Source organism: Streptomyces sp. SBT349, assembly GCF_001083795.1.
Classification (GTDB): Bacteria; Actinomycetota; Actinomycetes; order Streptomycetales; family Streptomycetaceae; genus Streptomyces.
In genome coordinates, this window is the sequence record NZ_LAVK01000447.1 from 1 (window position 1) to 5,093 (window position 5,093).

Annotated in this window: 5 protein-coding genes; all 5 read right to left on the reverse strand. The window is 75.0% G+C overall.

Annotation, left to right across the window (positions count from 1 at the left end; genetic code table 11):
* Positions 1–199: 199 nt before the first annotated feature.
* The 5 genes from ADY01_RS32430 to ADY01_RS32450 are packed head-to-tail and all read right to left on the reverse strand — an operon-like array spanning position 200 to position 5,090.
* On the reverse strand, positions 200–1,570 hold the full coding sequence (locus ADY01_RS32430; protein ID WP_049580321.1) for an alkaline phosphatase family protein: 1,371 nt from the start codon (positions 1,568–1,570) through the stop codon (positions 200–202).
* Positions 1,567–2,748: a metabolite traffic protein EboE gene (gene eboE, locus ADY01_RS32435; RefSeq protein ID WP_049580322.1), complete on the reverse strand. Its 1,182-nt coding sequence runs from the start codon at positions 2,746–2,748 to the stop codon at positions 1,567–1,569. The genes ADY01_RS32430 and eboE overlap by 4 nt, the downstream gene beginning before the upstream one ends.
* A 4-nt stretch (positions 2,749–2,752) precedes the next feature.
* A complete protein-coding gene (locus ADY01_RS32440) occupies positions 2,753–3,610 on the reverse strand; it encodes a TatD family hydrolase (protein WP_049580323.1) in 858 nt (285 codons plus the stop codon).
* A complete protein-coding gene (locus ADY01_RS32445; protein WP_049580324.1) occupies positions 3,610–4,206 on the reverse strand; it encodes an EboA domain-containing protein in 597 nt (198 codons plus the stop codon). Before ADY01_RS32445 ends, ADY01_RS32440 begins: the two co-directional genes overlap by 1 nt.
* Positions 4,200–5,090 carry a sugar phosphate isomerase/epimerase family protein gene (locus ADY01_RS32450; RefSeq protein WP_063784447.1) on the reverse strand — a complete coding sequence of 297 codons (891 nt, stop codon included), beginning with the start codon at positions 5,088–5,090 and terminating at the stop codon, positions 4,200–4,202. Before ADY01_RS32450 ends, ADY01_RS32445 begins: the two co-directional genes overlap by 7 nt.
* Between the last annotated feature and the right edge of the window lie 3 nt (positions 5,091–5,093).

Consider the following 5,093-nt stretch of genomic DNA (forward strand, 5'->3'; position numbering starts at 1 on the left):
GGGAGAACAGGGGCGGGCTCCCCTGGGCACCAGGGGGGGGGAGGATGGGGTAGACCACCGCAATCACCGTTGAGCCCCGGGGCAGGCCCGTCCCCCGCCGCCCCCCAAGCGGCCCCCCGACCTCGCGCCCCCCCAGCGAGAAGGGGAAAAGAAGGGGCACCCCCCCCAGCCCCCCGGCCCCCCCCCGGGGGGCTGGGGGTCAGGTGGAGAGGTCGAGCATCAGCTGTTTGATGGCGGTGGCCGCCACGGGGGCGCCGGTCAGTGCTTCGGGGTCGGAGCAGAGGAGGATCGGGGCGTCGTTCGGGTCCTCGGGGAGGCGGCCGTGGCTGCCCCTGACGACCGAGGGGTCCAGGGGGATCACGTTCATCCGGTAGCGCAGCCCGAGCTTCTTACGGGCCAGGGCGAGGCCGGCGCGGGGCTTGGCGAGGCGGTCGGCCGGGTCGAAGAACAGCTCGGCCGGGTCGTATCCCGGCTTGCGGTGGATCTCCACCGTCGGCGCGAAGTCGGGGGCGCGCGCGTCGTCCAGCCAGTAGTAGTAGGTGAACCACGCGTCCGGCTCGGCCACGGCGACCAGTTCGCCGGAACGGGCGTGGTCGAGGCCCGCGCTCTTCTTGCCCGTCTCGTCCAGCACCTCGTCCACGCCGGGCAGCGAGGCCAGCACCTCGCGGGTGCGGCGCAGGTCCTCGGGGCGGCGCACGTAGACGTGGGCCACCTGGTGGTCCGCCACGGCGAACGCGCGGGAGACCCAGGGGTCCAGGTACTCCATCCCGGCCTGGGTGTAGACCTCCAGGAGACCGGCCCGGCGCAGCTCCCGGTTGATGTCGACCGGGCGGCTGACGGGCGTGATGCCGTACTCCGAGAGCACCATGACCCGGGCTCCCGCCGTCTCGGCGGCGTCGAGCAACGGCGCGATCTCGTCGTTGAGCTGGGCCGCGGCGGCCTTCGCCTCCGGGCCGTGCGGGCCGAACCGCTGGAGGTCGTAGTCCAGGTGCGGCAGGTAGACCAGGGTGAGGTCGGGGCGGCGGGTGGTCAGCAGGTGGCGGGCCGCGGCGGCGATCCAGCGCGAGGAGGCGATGGAGGCGGTCGGCCCCCAGTAGGTGAACAGGGGGAACGCGCCGAACGCGCCCGTGAGTTCGTCGTGCAGCTCCGCCGGGCGGGTGTAGCAGTCGGGCTCCTTGCGGCCGTCGGCGAAGTAGATGGGCCGCGGGGTGATGGTGAAGTCGGTGTCCGCGCCCATGGCGTACCACCAGCAGACGTTGGCCACCGTGTAGCCGGGACGTTCGCGGCGGGCAGCGTCCCAGACCTTCTCGCCCTCGACCAGCGCGTTGTGCTGCCGCCACAGCAGCACGTCGCCCACGCCCCGGAAGTACCAGCCGTTGCCGACGATGCCGTGGTCGGAGGGCGGCGTGCCGGTGAGGAACGTGGCCTGGGCGGAGCAGGTCACCGCGGGCAGCACGGTGGTCAGCGGCGCGCTCGACCCCTTGCGGGCCAGGGCGGCGAGGCGCGGCAGGTGGTCGAGGAGGGCGGGGGTGAGGCCCACCACGTTCAGCACGACGAGCGGGCGGGTCATGTCAGCTCCTTCAGGCCGAGGCCGGTCAGCAGGTCGCGGGCGAGGGCGAGTTCGGCCGCGATTCCCTCGGCGAGCTGGGCGGGCGTCCGCGGGCGCAGCGCGGGCGGCAGCACCTGCCAGGTGTAGGTCTCGACCTCTAGGTGGTGGGTCAGGGGGTGTTCGCCGCCGACCAGCAGGGTGAGGGCGCGGGTGAGCTGCGGCAGCGTGGACGTCAGCGGCGGCGTCGGCTTGGCGTGCAGCGGGACGTGGAGGTGGACGCGCCAGGGGCCGCGTCCCGGCAGCGGGTCGGGGCCGAACAGGGCGGTGTCCAGGTCGTCCCTGCCGGTGACCTTGGTCCGGACGCGTTCCCTGGTCTGGTGCAGGAAGCGGGGCTCCGCGAAGTCGGCGAGGGCCGAGCGGACGGCGGGGCGCCCGGGGTGCTCGGCGTGCAGGGCGGCGGAGAGCTGGGACTTGACGATGGGGACGCCGCGCCCGGTGAGCCCCTCGATGGCGCGGTCGGGGTCCTCGAACTGGGTGGCCAGATGGCAGGTGTCCAGGCAGACGCCGACGCGGTGGGAGGGCGGGGCGCCCGGGCCGGTGAGGACGTCGGCGGCCTGCTCGGTGGTCTCGACGGTGCAGCCGGGCTCCGGTTCGAGCGCGATGCGCAGGGAGCGGCCGGTGGCCTCGGCGAGGTCGTCGAGCCGCTGGGACAGCTCGGTGAGGTGGCCGAGGGCCCGCTGCCGCTGGGCCGGGGTGAACGGCTCGCGCCAGGCCAGCGGCAGGGTGGAGATGGTGCCCTCGGCGGCGTCCTCGGGCAGCAGGTCGGCGAGGATGGCGGCCAGGTCCGCCGTGTGGTCCAGGCGCTCCCTGCTGGTCCAGTCGGGCGTGTAGACGGCGTACTTGACGCGTTCGCCGCCGAAGCCGCGGTAGGGGAAGCCGTTGAGGGTGACCACCTCCAGGCCGCGGGTGTCGAGGGCGCCGCGCAGGACGCGGCGGGCCTCGGCGTCGTTCACCAGGTCGGCCGCCGCCTCGCGGGCCAGCCACAGCCCTATGCCGAGGCGGTCGCGGCCGAGGAGGCGGCGGACCGGCTCGCAGTGGTCGCGGAGCTGGGCCAGCACGCCGTCGAGGGTCTCGGCGGGGTGGACGTTGGTGCAGTACGCCAGGTGGACGGTGGAGCCGTCGGGGTGCGCGAAGCGCATGCGGTCACCGCCCCGCCGGGGCGCCGCGGGCGATGGAGTTGCCCTCGAACAGCTCGGGCCGGTCCCGGTCGCCGAGGTCGAGGCGCCCGCTCTGGCCGTAGAACGCGACCGGGTTGCGCCACAGCACGCGGTCGACGTCGTCGTGCGTGAACCCGGCGGAGAGCATGGCGTCGCCGACCTTCCGGGTCTTGAGCGGATCGCTCTTGCCCCAGTCGGCCGCGGAGTTGACGAGCATGCGCTCCAGGCCGAGGCGGCGCAGCACGGCGACGGTGCGGCGCTCGTCCATCTTGGTGTCGGGGTAGACGGAGAACGCCATCCAGCAGCCGCTGTCGGCGGCGCGGTCCACGGTCGTCTCGTTGAGATGGTCCAGGACGACGCGTTCGGGGGGGAGTTCGGACTCGGCGAGCACGTCGAGGGTCCGTGTCAGACCGGCGAGCTTGTCGCGGTGGGGGGTGTGGACGAGGGCGGGCAGGCCGTGGCGGGCGGCGAGTTCGAGCTGCGCGGCCAGGGCCTCGTCCTCGGCGGGGGTGATCGAGTCGTAGCCGATCTCGCCGACCGCGACGACGCTGTCCTTCTCCAGGTAGCGGGGCAGCTCCTTGAGGATCGGCGTGCAGCGCGGGTCGTTGGCCTCCTTGGGGTTGAGGGCCAGGGCGCAGTGGTGGGCGATGTCGTACTGCGCGGCGCGGTAGGGCTCCCAGCCGAGGAGGGCGTCGAAGTAGTCGACGAACGAGGCGGCCGAGGTGCGGGGCTGGCCGAGCCAGAAGGAGGGCTCGACCAGGGCGGCCACGCCCGAGGCGCGCATCTTCTCGTAGTCGTCGGTGGTGCGGGAGGTCATGTGGATATGGGGGTCGAAGATGCGCATCACGCCTCCTGCGCGGGCGGTGGTGAGAGCGGTGGTGAGGACGGTGGTGAGGAGGGCGGGGCCAGGGCGAGGATGTGGCGCACGTCGTCGGGGACCGGGCGGCCCGCGGCGGTGCGTTCGGCGGCGAAGTCGGAGGCCATCCGGGCGAGTTCGGCGTCGGCGCGGTCGGCGAGAGAGGCGACGGCGCTGACGGGGACGCCGGTGAACACGCACTTGAGGACGGCGTGCCGCCACAGGTGCTGGTCGAGGTGGCGGGCGGCGTAGGGGCCGAGGGCGGCGGCGGTCAGGCGCGGGTCGTTGGCGCGCAGGGCGTCCTCGACCAGGGGCAACGCGGCGGCGCCGACCGGCAGTTCGGGGAGGGCGAGCAGTACGGCGCGGCGTTCGGCCGCGTCGCCGCGCTGGTAGAGGCGGGTGACGGTGGCGGCGTCGGCGTGGGCGGCGCGCAGCAGCGCGACGCGGGCGGCGTCGGCGCGGGCGCGCCCGACGTGGCGTCCGGCGGCGGTGAACGCCGCCTCCCAGCCGTCGGTTCCGAGGACGCCGTCCAGCCAGGCGCGGCTCTCGGGGGTGAGGCCGGCGAGGTCGGTGTCGTTCAGCACGGGGTGGCCTCCCGGGGCGCCGCGGCCTTCCTGGTGGCGTGCCGGAGGAACGTGAGGGAGCCGCGGGCGAGTTCGGGTCCGGCGTGGGAGTGGCGCGGCAGTTCGACGGAGACCAGCCCGTCGTAGCCGGTGGCGGCCAGCGCGGCGAGCGCGGGCGGGAAGTCCATCTCGCCCTCGCCGAACGGCAGATGCTCGTGGACGCCGCGGCGCATGTCCTCGATCTGGACGTGCGCGAGCCAGGGCGCGGCGGCGGCGACGCAGTCGGGGACGGGGTCGGGCTCCAGGCAGTGGCAGTGGCCGATGTCCAGGGTCAGGCGCAGGGCCTCGTGGTCGGCGGCCTCGCGGCGGAAGCGGTGGAACGCCGCCAGCCGGTCGAGCAGCATGCCGGGCTCGGGCTCGACGGCGAGCGGGATCCCGGCGTCGGCGGCGGCGTCGAGGACGGGGGCGAGGGCGCCGGCGAGGCGCGCCCAGCCGGCGTCCTCGTCGGTGCCGGGCGGGAGGTGGCCGCTGAAGCAGTGGACGGCGGTGGCGCCGAGGTCGGCGCCGACGCGGACGGCGTCGGTCAGCATGCGCGTGCGGCGGCCCCGGGCGGCGGGGTCGGGGTCGAGCAGGCTGGGCCCGTGCTTGGCGGTGGGGTCGAGGATGTACCGCGCCCCGGTCTCGACGGCGACGGCGAGCCCGCGGCGTTCCAGGTCGCGGGCGACGGCCGCGGTGCGGGCGGCGAGGCCGGGCGCGCAGGGGTCCAGGTGCATGTGGTCGAGGGTGAGGGCGACGCCCTGGTAGCCGAGGTCGGCCAGGAGGGCGAGGGCGTCGGTGAGGCGGAGGTCGGTGAGTCCGTTGGTGCCGTAGGCGAGGCGGAAACGGCCGGGGGCGGGCGGGGTCATGTG

Excerpts from the sequence above, each read along its gene's own strand:
- ADY01_RS32430 (WP_049580321.1), bottom strand. The coding sequence starts at position 1,570 with ATGACCCGCCCGCTCGTCGTGCTGAACGTGGTGGGCCTCACCCCCGCC.
- ADY01_RS32450 (WP_063784447.1), bottom strand. The coding sequence starts at position 5,090 with ATGACCCCGCCCGCCCCCGGCCGTTTCCGCCTCGCCTACGGCACCAAC.
- ADY01_RS32440 (WP_049580323.1), bottom strand. The coding sequence starts at position 3,610 with ATGCGCATCTTCGACCCCCATATCCACATGACCTCCCGCACCACCGAC.
- eboE (WP_049580322.1), bottom strand. The coding sequence starts at position 2,748 with ATGCGCTTCGCGCACCCCGACGGCTCCACCGTCCACCTGGCGTACTGC.